The 11,891-nt window shown below is 68.7% G+C and carries 14 protein-coding genes and 1 pseudogene; 5 read left to right on the forward strand and 10 right to left on the reverse strand.

All coding sequences use genetic code 11. The features are described 5' to 3' along the window. Window positions 1-5 precede the first annotated feature (5 nt). Complete coding sequence (locus tag C5E41_RS35825; protein ID WP_104379299.1) at window positions 6-1,109, reverse strand: alcohol dehydrogenase catalytic domain-containing protein; 1,104 nt, start codon at window positions 1,107-1,109, stop codon at window positions 6-8. 100 nt (window positions 1,110-1,209) lie between these two features. On the opposite strand from C5E41_RS35825, the gene C5E41_RS31310 reads away from it, so the two are divergent. Continuing rightward, the gene (locus tag C5E41_RS31310; RefSeq protein WP_104379300.1) at window positions 1,210-2,139 is read left to right on the forward strand and encodes a LysR family transcriptional regulator; all 930 of its coding nucleotides are present in this window, start codon (window positions 1,210-1,212) and stop codon (window positions 2,137-2,139) included. Window positions 2,140-2,143: 4 nt separating this feature from the next. Here C5E41_RS31310 and C5E41_RS31315 read toward each other — a convergent pair whose 3' ends face one another. From C5E41_RS31315 to C5E41_RS31330, 4 genes are read right to left on the reverse strand one after another with little or no spacing between them, the layout of a single operon-like run. After that, a complete protein-coding gene (locus C5E41_RS31315; protein ID WP_104379301.1) occupies window positions 2,144-2,686 on the reverse strand; it encodes a hypothetical protein in 543 nt (180 codons plus the stop codon). Between the two features lie 49 nt (window positions 2,687-2,735). Beyond that, window positions 2,736-3,143: a hypothetical protein gene (locus C5E41_RS31320; protein WP_104379302.1), complete on the reverse strand. Its 408-nt coding sequence runs from the start codon at window positions 3,141-3,143 to the stop codon at window positions 2,736-2,738. After that, the gene (locus C5E41_RS31325; RefSeq protein ID WP_104379303.1) at window positions 3,140-3,412 is read right to left on the reverse strand and encodes a hypothetical protein; all 273 of its coding nucleotides are present in this window, start codon (window positions 3,410-3,412) and stop codon (window positions 3,140-3,142) included. The genes C5E41_RS31320 and C5E41_RS31325 overlap by 4 nt, the downstream gene beginning before the upstream one ends. A gap of 40 nt (window positions 3,413-3,452) precedes the next feature. Then, a complete protein-coding gene (locus C5E41_RS31330; protein WP_104379304.1) occupies window positions 3,453-4,199 on the reverse strand; it encodes an SCO6745 family protein in 747 nt (248 codons plus the stop codon). Between the two features lie 381 nt (window positions 4,200-4,580). Here C5E41_RS31330 and C5E41_RS31335 point away from each other — a divergent pair, with 381 nt between their 5' ends. Together C5E41_RS31335 and C5E41_RS31340 are read left to right on the forward strand one after the other, a co-directional pair. Continuing rightward, the gene (locus C5E41_RS31335; RefSeq protein WP_104379305.1) at window positions 4,581-6,848 is read left to right on the forward strand and encodes a serine/threonine-protein kinase; all 2,268 of its coding nucleotides are present in this window, start codon (window positions 4,581-4,583) and stop codon (window positions 6,846-6,848) included. Window positions 6,849-6,890: 42 nt separating this feature from the next. Further along, window positions 6,891-7,601 (forward strand): metal-dependent hydrolase, encoded by a 711-nt coding sequence (locus tag C5E41_RS31340; RefSeq protein ID WP_104379306.1) that lies wholly within the window; start codon window positions 6,891-6,893, stop codon window positions 7,599-7,601. On the opposite strand, the gene C5E41_RS31345 is transcribed toward C5E41_RS31340, so the two are convergent. Beyond that, the gene (locus tag C5E41_RS31345) at window positions 7,539-8,411 is read right to left on the reverse strand and encodes a helix-turn-helix domain-containing protein (protein ID WP_104379307.1); all 873 of its coding nucleotides are present in this window, start codon (window positions 8,409-8,411) and stop codon (window positions 7,539-7,541) included. The genes C5E41_RS31340 and C5E41_RS31345 overlap by 63 nt on opposite strands. Window positions 8,412-8,512: 101 nt before the next feature. Between C5E41_RS31345 and C5E41_RS31350 the strand changes: the two genes are divergently transcribed. Beyond that, on the forward strand, window positions 8,513-8,974 hold the full coding sequence (locus C5E41_RS31350) for an SDR family NAD(P)-dependent oxidoreductase (RefSeq protein WP_104379308.1): 462 nt from the start codon (window positions 8,513-8,515) through the stop codon (window positions 8,972-8,974). Here the strand turns inward: C5E41_RS31350 and C5E41_RS31355 are convergent. The 4 genes from C5E41_RS31355 to C5E41_RS31370 form a co-directional block, all read right to left on the reverse strand. Then, window positions 8,962-9,453: a peptidylprolyl isomerase gene (locus tag C5E41_RS31355; RefSeq protein WP_104379309.1), complete on the reverse strand. Its 492-nt coding sequence runs from the start codon at window positions 9,451-9,453 to the stop codon at window positions 8,962-8,964. The two genes, C5E41_RS31350 and C5E41_RS31355, sit on opposite strands and share 13 nt — an antisense overlap. Before the next feature lie 254 nt (window positions 9,454-9,707). Next, window positions 9,708-10,094: an SMU1112c/YaeR family gloxylase I-like metalloprotein gene (gene gloA2, locus C5E41_RS31360; protein WP_104379310.1), complete on the reverse strand. Its 387-nt coding sequence runs from the start codon at window positions 10,092-10,094 to the stop codon at window positions 9,708-9,710. Between the two features lie 186 nt (window positions 10,095-10,280). Further along, on the reverse strand, window positions 10,281-11,150 hold the full coding sequence (locus C5E41_RS31365) for a fructosamine kinase family protein (protein ID WP_104379311.1): 870 nt from the start codon (window positions 11,148-11,150) through the stop codon (window positions 10,281-10,283). Next, window positions 11,147-11,353 carry a hypothetical protein gene (locus C5E41_RS31370; protein WP_104379312.1) on the reverse strand — a complete coding sequence of 69 codons (207 nt, stop codon included), beginning with the start codon at window positions 11,351-11,353 and terminating at the stop codon, window positions 11,147-11,149. Before C5E41_RS31370 ends, C5E41_RS31365 begins: the two co-directional genes overlap by 4 nt. A gap of 336 nt (window positions 11,354-11,689) precedes the next feature. Between C5E41_RS31370 and C5E41_RS31375 the strand changes: the two are divergent. Next, window positions 11,690-11,891, forward strand: a pseudogene (locus C5E41_RS31375) (hypothetical protein); the annotation flags it as partial.

Genomic DNA, 11,891 nt, shown 5'->3' on the forward strand with positions numbered 1-11,891 from the left:
ATTACCTACCTCGGCAGTGGTGAGTGCCGCTGCGGCAGCACCACCGTGCGATCGAACGCCGCGGGATGGGCCGCGGCGTGCTCCACCGCCACCGCGATGTCGTCCAATCCGAAGGTGGTGACCGTTTCCCCCGACAGATCGAGCAGCCCGCACCGCACCAGCTCGATCAACCCCGCAACAGCGGTGCGCGGGCACATCCACTGCCCCCGCACCGTCACACTGTTGCGCATCAGCCACGGATACGGCAGCGCCAGATCGGAACCGCCCAGCATCCCCACCCCGCCCATGAGCACGACGCGCCCGAACTCGCGCACCGTCATCGCCGCGGTCCGCACCACCTGCGCGTCCGCCGCGGGCGGCAGGATATCGAGCACCACGTCCACCGGTCCCCCACCCGCGGACTGCATCGCCTGCCGATCCACCTGCGCGTCGCCGGTCAGCTCGACCGGGCGAACACGGTCCCCGAACAGGTCCCGCAACCGGGTCGCAGCCGCGCGGTTGCGGCCAGGAGCCACCACCCGGCTCGCACCCATGGCCAGCCCCACCGCCACCGCCGCACCCCCGAAATTGCCGGTCGCCCCGCTCACCAGCAATGTCTCCCCGGCACGCAGGTCCGCCGCCAGCAGACCCCCGTACGGCACCAGCGGCACCGCCAGCGACGCCCACCGTGCCACGTCCCCGGCATCGACATCGCCGAGCGGCACGGCGTTTTCGGTCGGCACGACCATCCGCTCCGCGAACGAACCGTGATGGAAGTACCGCGACAACCGCAGCCCGCCCGGACCACGCGAACTCCAGCCCTGCAACGTGATGTCGGGTGTGCGCGCGTCGTCGCGGGAACGCACCGTCGGATCACACCACACCAGGTCACCGGGCCGTAGCCGGGTCGCATCCGGTCCGGCCGACACCACCCGCCCGACCCCACCCATTCCCGGGATCACCGGCGGCTCCAGCGGATACTTGCGCGCACCGCCGAAAACCTCTGCCGCATAAGGCAAGACACAGGTAGCGAGCACATCGACCAGGACCTCGCCCGGCCCGGCCACCGGATCGGGCACACTAGTCACCGTCAACGGTTGCCCGAACTGCTCCAACAGCGCCGCACGCATCGCCCACTCCTCCGGTTTCGAATCACTTCCCCGCCAACGTAGGTCGCGATCCGGTCATGCCACCAGCGAGAGTCAGGCATATCCGGTATGCCGGATAGTCATGGATCTGTCACCGGCCGGACTGGCCGAGGTCGCCGAACGCGGCTCGTTCACCGCCGCGGCCACCGCCCTCGGCTACACCCAATCCGGAATCTCACGCCAAGCCGCCGCCCTCGAACGCGAGGCCGGCAAACCCCTGTTCGAACGCCACCGCACCGGCGTCCACCTCACCCCGGCCGGGCTGACGCTGCTGCGCCACGCGCGGGTCGTGCTCGACGCGCTGGAGGCGGCGCGACGCGACCTCGACGACGACCTCGCCCAGCGGGTGCGGCTGGGCAGCCTCATCAGCACGGGCGCGGTACTCGTACCCACCGCGCTGGCCGCACTGCGACGCACCCACCCCGCACTCGAGGTGTCCACCCGCGAGGGGACCACGCCGGCACTGGTTCGCGCCATCCGCGCCGGCAGCCTCGACCTCGCCGTGATCACCTCGCGGCCGCCGCACCGGCCACCCGACACCGAACTGCCGCGGCTGATCGTCGAACAACTCAGCGAGGTGGAACTGCTCGTCGCCGCCCCCGCCACCGGCCGCTTCGCCGGGCGCGCGACCGTCACCGTCGCCGAACTCGTCGACGCCCCGTGGATCGCGAGCCCCGCCGCCACCACCGAACCCCTGCTGGGAGTGTGGCCGGGGCTGCCCGGCCGCCCCCACATCGCACACCGCGCCCGCGACTGGCTCGCCAGACTCGCCCTCGTCGCAGCCGGCTGCGGCCTGACCACCGTCCCCTCGGGCCTGTTCCCGGCGCCGCCGCCGGAGGTGATCACACTGCGCGTCGTCACCGGCTCCCACGACCGCGCCGCCACCGAACTGCGCCGCCTGTCACTGATCCGCACACCTGCCCCACTCACCCCGGCGATCGCGGCCGTGATCGAGGCATTACGCAGCGCCGCAACACCTTTCACGCCCGGGAACGCCCGGACACCGGGTTAGCGGGTCACCAGATCAGGGTCCGCTCGGGCACCCGCACACAGGCGAAGAAGCGTTTACCGATATCGCTGCCGTCGTGGTTGTAGGCGTTCATGATCTCGGCCAGCTCGTCGGCCAGCTCCTGCAGCGCCGGGCTCGGGTTGTCGATGCCGCAGTCGCTGACCCAGCCCCACTCGCGCGGCACGCCCTCGATGGTGACGATGATCTTGCCGATGTACGGCGTCGCGACCGAATAGGAGATCTCGATCGGAGCGTCACGGATCGGCGAACGTTCGGCGAGTTCCGCACGATGCTGCGGCATGCTGAAAACCTGCGCGAAAACGATGTCCTGACTGATCATTTCGGCGATGCTCGCCAAGGTGGCGTGCCGACCGACCCGGTGATAGCGGGGACCGTAATCACGATCGCCACGCGGTCCCGCCGCCTGCGGATGCTTGGCCAGGATGCGGTCGAGCATGCGCTGGGCGGCATCGCGTTCGGCGGCGCCGGTGGCGGGATGGTCGATCAGCTGGCGCAGCCGGGAAATCCGGGGGCTCAGGGCCGTTGACATGGTCGCGGTCCTCTCCTCGTCGTCGCACGGCGGCCGCGGCCGCGGTCGGTCAGGGCAGCGGATCGACCAGCACCTGATGGTCGATGCGTCGCAACATATCCGGCCGAGCGGTCAAACACGGCCAACTGCGAGAGACTGCCTCACTGGCGGCGTGTCCGGCGGCCACCAGCCCGTCGGCATCGGAGCGTCCGGCCAGCAGCGCCGCCACTCGGGAGGCCGCGCCGGTGTCCAGTCCGGTCACCACGGTGTGCGGCAGCTCCAGCAACACCGCGAGAATATCGAGCCGATCCGGCCGGATCAGCGCCTGCCCCGCCGCCGCCACCGCCGCGGGCACCACGATGGTATGGCCGGCCTCGGCCGTCGCCCACGCGACCGCGTGCACATACGGCAGCCGCCGCGTCCAGCCCACCACGGCGGCGGTGTCGAACACCACGCCGCCCAGTGCGGCCGGGCTCACGCGGCGCCGGCGCTTCGCCGATCCAGATCCTCCGCCGACAGCGGCGGCAGGCCCTGCGCACGCCGGGCCTGATTCACCAGCTCGAGCGGCGGCACGCCACCGAAACTGGACTCGATGGCATCCAGCGAAATATCGCGATCCATCCGATCCCGCAGCGCGGCCGACACGTAGGCGGACAGATTGTCGATCCGCCCCGACGCCTTCCAGCGCTCCAAGGTCGACACATCATCCTTGGGGACCGAGATCGTCACCTTCTTCGTCTCCGCCATACCGACAGCTTACGGCAGTATGGCCCCCGGACGGCAGCGACTACCGCGCGAAGACGGTGGCGTGGGCTCCACGCAGCAGCTCGATCAGCTCCTTGCCCGCGGTGTCGTCCAGCGCCGCGAAGGCCGGGGCGATCAGCTCGTCGGTGAGCGCCTCGGCCGCATCCCAGCGTTGCCGCATCGCGGAGCTCACCTCGGTGCCATCGACCCGCGCACCCCACCCGAACAGCCGCGCCTGGGTGGGCCCGTCGGTACGCGGCGAGCCACCGATCAGCACCGCCTCGAACGGCGACAGCCCACTGGCCCGCACCGCCATCAGATGCAGGCCGCCCCGCAACTCACGCAGACAATGGATCAACTGCAGCACTCGGCCTGCGGCATCGTCGGCGAGCGGCAACGCCCGCCAGCCCGCGAACAGGCTCACCCCCGCCACATCGGCGGCATCGGTCACCACGCGCAGCAATTCGGCCAACCGGTCGCAGCCGTCGAATCCGGCGAGTTTGCGGCGACCGAAACCCTGGCACGCCGCGAGATATCCGGCCGCGGCCTCCGCGGGCGCCATCGCCACCGAATCCCAGGCTGCCCGAACGGTTTCCGGCTCGAAGAACCCGAACGCCGCGGCCACCACATCGGCATCCACCTCGCCGAGCACCCCGCCGCGACCCCGCGTATAGGGACCGATGAAGCCGTCCACACCGGTGGTGGCACCGAATGCCTTGGCCTCGCGGGAGAACATGAACGCGCCCCCGATGTTCTGGATCTCGGATTTCACCGCGGCCGGCACCGACACGGCGGACCCCTTTCGACGAGAGCGACCGATCCGGCCGCTCGGCTCCTTCAACCACCCGGAGCCTATCTCGCTTCAATCCACTAATGCCAGCGGCGGGCCGCAATCCGCCGACGCCGCGGAACAACCCCCGAGCTAATCCACCACCGCACAGCCGGACACCGCCCGCCCACGCGACGGCGCCGCGACCACCCGGGCCGACCAACCCGCCGACCCGGCCCTGGCGGCATCCCGACGCCGCAGCCGACCGACTTCCCAGCACCGCACGGTGCGCGCGAAATCCCGTATAACGTAACGGCATCGGCACGTTCCCCAGAATTCATGGGAGGATTCACCTATTCTCGGGTCCGGGCCCGGGTACCACCGAATCGAAGCGAGCGAGGGATGACCGACAACCTCGGCGCGACCGCACCCGACCCCGGTGCCGACCGCGCCACCGCAACGCAGACCGCGCTGACGTCGCTCGTCGCCCGCTTCGCCCGGCAATGGCAAACCTCCAGCGAACCTCCTGATCTGTCGGCCCACCTGCCCGCTGAACCCACGCTGCGCCGCTCAGCCCTCATCGAACTCATCAAGGTCGACCTGCACGAACGCTGGCAACGCGACACCGACGCACCGCGCCTGGCCGACTACCGCGCACAATTCCCCGAACTCGCCGCCGCACCCCTGCCCCCCGACCTGGTCTACGAAGAGATCAACGCCCGCAGCCGCCGCGACCACCACGTCGACCTCGGCGAATACGAACAGGACTACCCCATCCAGATGGCCCGCATCACCGAAGGCCTCGAGGATCTACCCCCCTCGGCACCCGGACTGCGCACCACCATGCTCGCCGACCCCACCGCCCTCGACGCACTCGACACCATCAACCCCGGCGCCACCGTCGACGACTTCGACCTGCTGCTCCCCCTCGGCCAAGGCGCATTCGCCCGCGTCTTCCTCGCCCGGCAACGCTCCATGGGCCGCCTCGTCGCCGTCAAGATCTCCCACGACCGCGGCAGCGAACCACAAACCCTCGCCCAACTCGACCACGACCACATCGTGCGCGTCTTCGACCAGCGCCAGATCACCGACCAGCGCCTCAAACTCATGTACATGCAGTACGTGCCCGGCGGCACCCTGCTCGGCGTCCTGCGCATGCTGCGCCGCACACCACCCTCCCAGCGCGACGGGAAACTCCTGCTCGAAGCCATCGACGCGGCCACCACCACCGGCGGCGTCCTCGAACCCCAGCCCTCGCCCACCCGATCCGAACTCGCCCGGCTCAGCTGGCCCGAAACCGTCGCCTGGCTGGGCAGCCGCCTCGCCGCCGCGCTCGACTACGCCAACCGCCGCGGCATCCTGCACCGCGACCTCAAACCCGCCAACGTCCTCCTCACCGCCGACGGCCAACCCAAACTCGCCGACTTCAACATCAGCTTCAGCCGCCACCTGCCCGGCGCCAACCCCGTCGCCTACTTCGGCGGCTCCCTGCCCTACATGGCCCCCGAACAACTCGAGGCCTGCCACCCCGACCTCGACACCACCGCCGCCGACCTGGACACCCGCGCCGACCTCTACGCCCTCGCCGTCGTGCTGTGGGAACTGCTCACCGGCCGCCTCCCCTTCGACGACGGCCACGACGCCGGCGAAACCGAAGAATCCCTGCAAGCCATGATCGACCGGCGCCGCGCACCCATCGCCGACCACTTCGAAGCCGGCCTTCCACCCGACACCCCCGCCCTGCTGCGCCACGCCCTGCTCACCTGCCTGTCACCCGACCCCGCGGACCGCTACGCCACCGGCGCCGACCTCGCCCAGCAACTCGACCTCAGCCAGGACCGCGCCGCCCGCGACCTCGTCGACCCGCCCACCCACAGCCTGCGCGCCCGCCTGCGTATGCGCCCCATGCCCGTCGTCACCCTCTCCAGCCTGCTCGGTCATCTGCTCGCCGGGCTCTACCTCGGCTCCCACAACCTGCGACTCATCCGCGACGCCCTCGGCGCCGACGCCGCCCACCAGATGGTGCGCCTGGGCATCGTCATGATCGCCATCGCCTACCCGATCGCCATCGCCGCCCTCATGTACTGGTGCCGCTCGGTGTTCGTGATACCCAACGGATTACGCCGCGGCAGACAATTCGACGCCGCCACCCTCGCCCGCGCCCGCGCCGACACCCTCGCCTGCGGCGACCGCATCGCCGTGGCCACCTTCGCGGGATGGCTGGCCGCACTGGGCGTCTTCCTCGTCAAACTGCACACCCTCGGCGACGTACCCGCCGGCATCACCACCAGCCTCATCGCCTGCAACCTCGTCGCCGCCTGCGTCGCCGTCGTCTACACCTACTTCCCCGTCACCTACTTCGTCCTGCGCTGGTACTACCCGGGCCTGGTCGCCGCCGGCGGCACCACTCCCGCCGACGCCGCCATGCTGCGCCGCATGGTGCACCGCAGCCGCATCTACCTCGGCGTCGCGGCCTGTGTCCCGCTCATCGGCGTCCCCGCCGGCCTCGTATTCCTCACCCCCGACCAACAGCAGATAGTCATCGGCCCCATCGTCGGACTCTGTGTCGGAGGGCTTTTCGCCTTCCTCATCACCCTGCGCACCTTCTACCTACTCGAATCCGACCTCAACGCCCTCGACCGCATCCTCGACCCCCACCCCCACTCCTGACCGGCTGCGGTCACCCGACCAAGATCGTCTAATCTCGAGGCGGTGCTAGGACATTCACATGCGACCAGTGGTGCGCTCGCGTGGGCGGGAGCCGCTGCCGCGCTACCACTTTCGATTCTCACCTTCCCCGCCGCGCAGATCGGCCACCTCGGCACCGTCGACCTGCTCATGGGAACGTTTCTCACCGCCGGCGCCGCCCTGCTGCCCGACGCCGACCACCCCAGCGGCACCATCTCGCATGCGCTCGGACCGATCACGCACACCGCCTGCAAGATCATCTCCACGATCTCCGGCGGACACCGCCACGCCACCCACTCCCTGGCATTCGTCGCGGCCGTCGCCTACGGCACCTGGGCCGGCGAACACTGGATCGGCCGCTGGTTCACCCTCGGCCTGGTCTTCTTCCTGCTCGCCCTCGCCGTCCGCGCGCTGAACCTGTGCCCGCCGGGCGAAGGACTACGCTCCTACGCCACCATCGCCGTCCTCGCGGTCGCCGGCACCTTCGCCATGGACCAGTGGATCTCCGACAAACCCGCCTGGCTGCCGTTCTCCGTCGGCCTCGGCGCCCTCGCCCACCTCATCGGCGACTGCCTCACCGACCGCGGCTGCCGGCTGTTCTGGCCACTCGACATCCGCACCCGCATACCGATCATCGAGCGCACCGGCAACAAGGTCGAAACCTGGGTGATCTCACCACTGTTCGTGCTCGGCACCCTCGCCGCGCTCTGGTACGTCATCACCCACCAGCCCTAACAGCGTCACCGCGTCGCGGTCCGGGCTGCCCGGCTCGGCCTGGAACGCGACGAACCGTTGCCCGTCCGCCGCGGTCAGAATCTCCGAGGTCAACTCCATCCGGCCCACCGCCGGATGCCGAAACATCCGCCGCGTACCGCGCTTGGCCCGCACGTCGTAATGCGCCCACAAGGCCTCGAAATCCGCGGTCGCCGCGCACAATTCGGCCGTCAGCGCCGCCAGCTCCACCGGATGCGATCCCGCGCCGTGCACCACCCGCAGATGCGCCACACAATCGCGCGCCATCCCCGTCCAATCCTCGAACACCGTCCGCGCCGCCGGATGCGTGAAGACATACCGGATCAGATTGCGGCGCATCGGCTCCCACTGCTCGATACCCCACAGCAACCGCAACCCCTCCGGATTGGCCGCCAGCAGGTTGCTCACCTGATCGAGTACGAAAGCCGGTGTGGGACGCACCGATTCGAGCAGCAACACCATGCCCCGTCCCGCCACCTCCACCGGTGCGGCCGCGGTGGCCGACCGTGCCCCCGCCAGCCGCGCCACCCGGTGCAGATGCGCCGCCTCGTCGGCATCCAGCAACAACGCCGAGGCCAGCGCCGCCAGCACCTCCGGGCTCGGATTACGGTCGCGGCCCTGCTCCAGCCGGATGTAATAGTCCACGCTCAGCCCCGCCAGCGCCGCCACCTCCTCACGGCGCAGGCCCGCCGTCTGCCGCCGCCGCGTCCCCGGCGGCAGACCCGCCTGCGACGGCTGCACCCGCGCGCGGCGCGCACGCAGGAAATCTCCCAGGGCACGACGATCACTCACTCGTCCAGTGTGCCCGCTTCCCAGCCACGCCGGGGTAGCCCCGCCAGGACCAGGCCTCAGCCGGTCTCCCCGCCGCGCTCGCCGCGCCGCACGGTGAATCCATGACCGACAACACCCACACCCTCGTCATCGGCGGCAGCTCCGGCATGGGCCTCGCGCTGGCCCAGCGACTCCTGCCCGCCGGACATCGAGTCACCATCGCCGCCCGCGACACCGGCCGCCTGACCGCCGCGACCGCACAGCTCGGACGTCCCGATCACGTCCGCGCACAGCGGGTCGACATCGCCGAAGAATCCTCCATCGCAGCACTTTTCGACACCGTCGAAGCGGTCGATCACGTCGTCGTCACCGCCGCCGACATGCGCCGCGGCTACGGGCCGCTCACCGTCCTTCCCACGCGCGACGCGCGTAGCGTCCTCGACATCAAGGTGCTCGGACCGTGGCTGGTCGCCAAGTACGCCGCGGACATGGCGGCGCCCCGCACCACCGGCCATCGGCACCGCTATTGCGGCGCTGAACGGACGGATATGCGGGGCGCGCGCCCTGCCGATCAGGCCAGCTGAGCCGAGACGATAGTGATCGGCTCGACCGGCACGTCCTGATGCCCGGCCTTGGAGCCCGTGCGGACACCCTCGATCGAATCGACGACGGCGTTACCGTCGACAACCCGCCCGAAGACCGCATAACCCCAGCCGTCCTGACCGGGGTAGTTCAGGAAGTCGTTGTCCGCGGTGTTGATGAAGAACTGAGCACTGGCCGAATGAGGATCCGCCGTACGCGCCATCGCGACGGTGTACTTGTCGTTGCGCAGCCCGTTCTTGGCCTCGTTCTGCACCCGGTTGGGCGCCGGCTTCTGCTGCATATCGACGGTCAGACCGCCGCCCTGCACCATGAAACCCGGAATCACACGGTGGAAGATCGTCCCGTCGTAGTGGCCGGACTTGACGTAGTCCACGAAGTTCGCGACCGTTTGCGGCGCCTTCGTCTCGTCCAATTCGAGGGTGATGTCCCCGGCTGATGTGTTGAGCAACACTGTGGTCATCCGGCCATCGTATGGCAGCCGCCTACCCCTGGCGGACAACCCCTCATCTCAGGCGTATGAAGACGCCTTCTGGCTCGTCTGCTGTTTTTGTTTCCGATGTTCGAGCTGGAAGTCCGTGGCGCGTCGCTGCGTTTATACATAGATAGATGCGCATATCACCATCACATATTGCCTTGCGTACCTACTGTTGCAATGCCGCACGACATTGCCCCTGAACGCCGGCGCCCTCGGTCGCGAGAGCGGCCCGAACGGATTCAGGCCTCGTACAACTCCAGTGGCAAGTCGTCCGGATCGAAGAAGAAACCGAAACGGCGACCGGTGAATTCGTCGATGCGAACCTCTTCGACGACCACTCCCCTCCCCCGCAGCTCCGCCAATCCCGCGGCGACGTCTTCGACGGCGAAGGCGAGATGACGCAAGCCGCACGCCTCAGGCCGCGACGGCCGGGGCGGCGGATCCGGGAAGGAGAAGAGCTCCAGCCGGGCACCGTCCGGCAGCGCGAGATCCAGCTTCCACGAACGACGTTCGGCCCGGTAGTGCTCCTCTACCACCCGCAACCCGAGCACCTCGGTATAGAACGACTTCGATCGCTGATAGTCCGACGCGATGATCGCCGCGTGGTGAATCCTCCGCAACTCCATCGCCCGACCGTAGCCACTCCGTCATGGCTGTGGTTGTCGCCGGTGAGTTGACTGTTTACCGAGCGGCGGCGCTATGGCTTTACATGTTCAGATGCGCATACGTCCATATCGATATGATCAATTCCTTCTTCTCGATACCGGGCCGACGATATCTCCGATCAGGAAGAGTCTGCCGCCCAGAGGCTTTCACACTGCGGACAGCGCCTCTTCCGCGGCCGCGATGGTTTGTTCTCGATATCCCCCGCCGAACAGCACGACATGCACCAGCAACGGATACAGCTGATGCAGTGCGACGCGCTGCTCCACGCCTGGGGCGGGAGGAAAGCGCTCTCGATAGGCCCCCAGAATGTGGTCGAGATACGGGGCGCCGAACAGCCGTAGCATGGCCAGGTCCGTCTCACGATGACCCCCATGGGCTGCCGGGTCGATGAGTCGCGCGCCGCGCTCGGTCCACAGCACATTGCCCGACCACAGATCGCCGTGAATGCGGCACGGCGGCTCCGGCGGGCCGGCCAGTTCGCCGATCCCGTCGATCACCCGCTCGACGAGCCGAGTTCCGTCGCGTCCCAGAACTGATGCGGCGGCGGGCACCAGCGGTTGCAGTCGATACCGGGCGTACCAGGGCCCCCACTCCCCTGCGACCATCGCGTTGTCCTGCGGCACCGTGGCGATACAGCCCACCCACGGCGCGCCATACCGGTCGACGGTGTGCGCGTGCAGTTCGGCAAGCGCTGCCCCGAACTGCACTGCGGCCGCGCGGCTGGGCGCCACCGAACTCAACCACGGCAGTACGAGAGTGCGGTCGTCGCCGCCCAGCAGCTGCGGGATCAGGTCGGCGGCATCGGCTTCGCGCAACCAACGCAGGCCTGCGGCCTCGGCGGACAAAGCATGGTTTGCGGCCGAACCCGATTCGCCCACAGCACTTTTCACGAAGGCGTCGCGGCCGTCGGCGAGCCGCACGCGATACAAGGTCCAGGCGTGCCCGCGGCCGACCGTATGCTCGGCCACTACCGGTACACCCAGCAAGGACTCCAGGTGCGTCGACAGATCGCTCATGAGCCGTAGACCGTCTGCCAGATCGCGCGGCCCAGCGCCTGGGCCACCTGTTCGTCGTCCACCGGATTTCCGGCTGCGAAGGTGAAGTCGATGGCACGCTCGACCATGCAGGTCAGGGCGATAGCCGTGGCGTCGACCTCCAGATCCGCGGAAATCCGGCCGCGCTCACGAGATCGCGAGCCGGGGCGAGTCAGCGACGCCATGTCGGGGTTCGTCGAGGGCGGCCATGGGCACATTGTCGCTCGAGTCACGGGACAGCGCAGGTGACCAGCCAGGCGTTTCCTGGGAAGAATGCGCCGTCATACTGGAAAGATCCTGTGATTACAGCCACAAACAAGAGTCCAGCCATCTTCTGTCGCATTTCGAGTCTCGGTGGAAAGCGACGCTCGCAGTGGATGTTTCAGTCGCCCTGCTCGCAGCGGCGCAGGCGTGGTGAACACGATCTGAATGGATGAAGTCCTAGCGTTCACTGTCTGTTAGCTGACCTGGTCTGTGATTCCCACGTCCCTGAACCACTCTGTATCGAGGTTCCGCAGAAAATGATGATGAGGAAATTCGCCGCGACGGCCGCCATGCTGGTCGCCGCTGTCGGCGTCGCGGCCGGTACCGCGACCGCCGACCCCGCTGCTCCCGCGGCGCCCGAGAGCGTCTACTACAAGGCCAGCGTCGTCGACAACGACAAGGCCGTTATCAAGACCGACGGCGGCTCGATCGTCAACGAAGACGGCATGCTGAAGATCA

Origin of the sequence: Nocardia nova (assembly GCF_002933465.1) — a bacterium.
Classification (GTDB): Bacteria; Actinomycetota; Actinomycetes; order Mycobacteriales; family Mycobacteriaceae; genus Nocardia; species Nocardia nova_B.

What these genes read in the sequence shown, in the direction of transcription:
- C5E41_RS31365 (WP_104379311.1), bottom strand. Translation starts at nt 11,150, where the DNA reads ATGAGCGATCTGTCGACGCACCTGGAGTCCTTGCTGGGTGTACCGGTA.
- C5E41_RS31325 (WP_104379303.1), bottom strand. Translation starts at nt 3,412, where the DNA reads ATGGCGGAGACGAAGAAGGTGACGATCTCGGTCCCCAAGGATGATGTG.
- gloA2 (WP_104379310.1), bottom strand. Translation starts at nt 10,094, where the DNA reads ATGGAGTTGCGGAGGATTCACCACGCGGCGATCATCGCGTCGGACTAT.
- C5E41_RS31355 (WP_104379309.1), bottom strand. Translation starts at nt 9,453, where the DNA reads ATGACCACAGTGTTGCTCAACACATCAGCCGGGGACATCACCCTCGAA.
- C5E41_RS35825 (WP_104379299.1), bottom strand. Translation starts at nt 1,109, where the DNA reads ATGCGTGCGGCGCTGTTGGAGCAGTTCGGGCAACCGTTGACGGTGACT.
- C5E41_RS31335 (WP_104379305.1), top strand. Translation starts at nt 4,581, where the DNA reads ATGACCGACAACCTCGGCGCGACCGCACCCGACCCCGGTGCCGACCGC.
- C5E41_RS31370 (WP_104379312.1), bottom strand. Translation starts at nt 11,353, where the DNA reads ATGGCGTCGCTGACTCGCCCCGGCTCGCGATCTCGTGAGCGCGGCCGG.
- C5E41_RS31350 (WP_104379308.1), top strand. Translation starts at nt 8,513, where the DNA reads ATGACCGACAACACCCACACCCTCGTCATCGGCGGCAGCTCCGGCATG.
- C5E41_RS31310 (WP_104379300.1), top strand. Translation starts at nt 1,210, where the DNA reads ATGGATCTGTCACCGGCCGGACTGGCCGAGGTCGCCGAACGCGGCTCG.
- C5E41_RS31315 (WP_104379301.1), bottom strand. Translation starts at nt 2,686, where the DNA reads ATGTCAACGGCCCTGAGCCCCCGGATTTCCCGGCTGCGCCAGCTGATC.